General features: G+C 65.7%; 1 protein-coding gene. It reads right to left on the bottom strand.

Annotation, left to right across the window (positions count from 1 at the left end; all coding sequences use genetic code 11):
• Positions 1–668 (bottom strand): malic enzyme-like NAD(P)-binding protein (locus tag AXA74_RS23675; RefSeq protein WP_282956547.1); only part of this gene is annotated, 668 nt, incomplete at both ends.

The raw sequence follows: 668 nt of genomic DNA, 5'->3' as shown, positions 1-668 counted from the left end.
CGCGCGGCCATGGCGGCCACCATCTCGGGCTTGAGCACGCCGCCGGCCGACAGGCCCAGGAACACATCCGCGTCGCCGATCACGTCGGCCAGCTTGCGCGCCTCGGTCTTTTGCGCGAAGCGCGCCTTGTCCGGATCCATCAAGGTGGTGCGGCCTTCGTAGACCACGCCCTCGATATCGGTCACCCAGATGTTCTCCACCGGCAGGCCCAGGTCGACCATGAGGTCCAGGCAGGCCAGGGCGGCGGCGCCGGCGCCCGAGGTCACGACCTTGACCTTCTTGATGTCCTTGCCCACGACCTTCAGGCCGTTGATGAAGGCCGCGCACACGGTGATGGCCGTGCCATGCTGGTCGTCGTGAAAGACGGGGATCTTCATCCGTTCGCGCAGCTTGCGCTCGACGGTAAAGCACTCGGGCGCCTTGATGTCCTCGAGGTTGATGCCGCCGAAGGTGGGCTCCAGGCCGGCGATGATCTCGACCAGCTTGTCGGGATCGGTTTCGTTGATCTCGATGTCGAAGACGTCCAAGCCGGCGAACTTCTTGAACAGCACGGCCTTGCCTTCCATGACGGGCTTGGAGGCCAGCGCGCCGATATTGCCCAGGCCCAGCACGGCGGTGCCGTTGGAGATCACGCCCACCAGGTTGCCGCGCGCGGTGTAGCGGAAAGC

Origin of the sequence: Bordetella hinzii LMG 13501 (genome assembly GCF_001548475.1) — a bacterium.
GTDB classification, from domain to species: domain Bacteria; phylum Pseudomonadota; class Gammaproteobacteria; order Burkholderiales; family Burkholderiaceae_B; genus Bordetella; species Bordetella hinzii.
The sequence above is the reverse complement of the archived record's forward strand: the minus strand, read 5'-3'. Positions and strand labels throughout refer to the sequence as shown.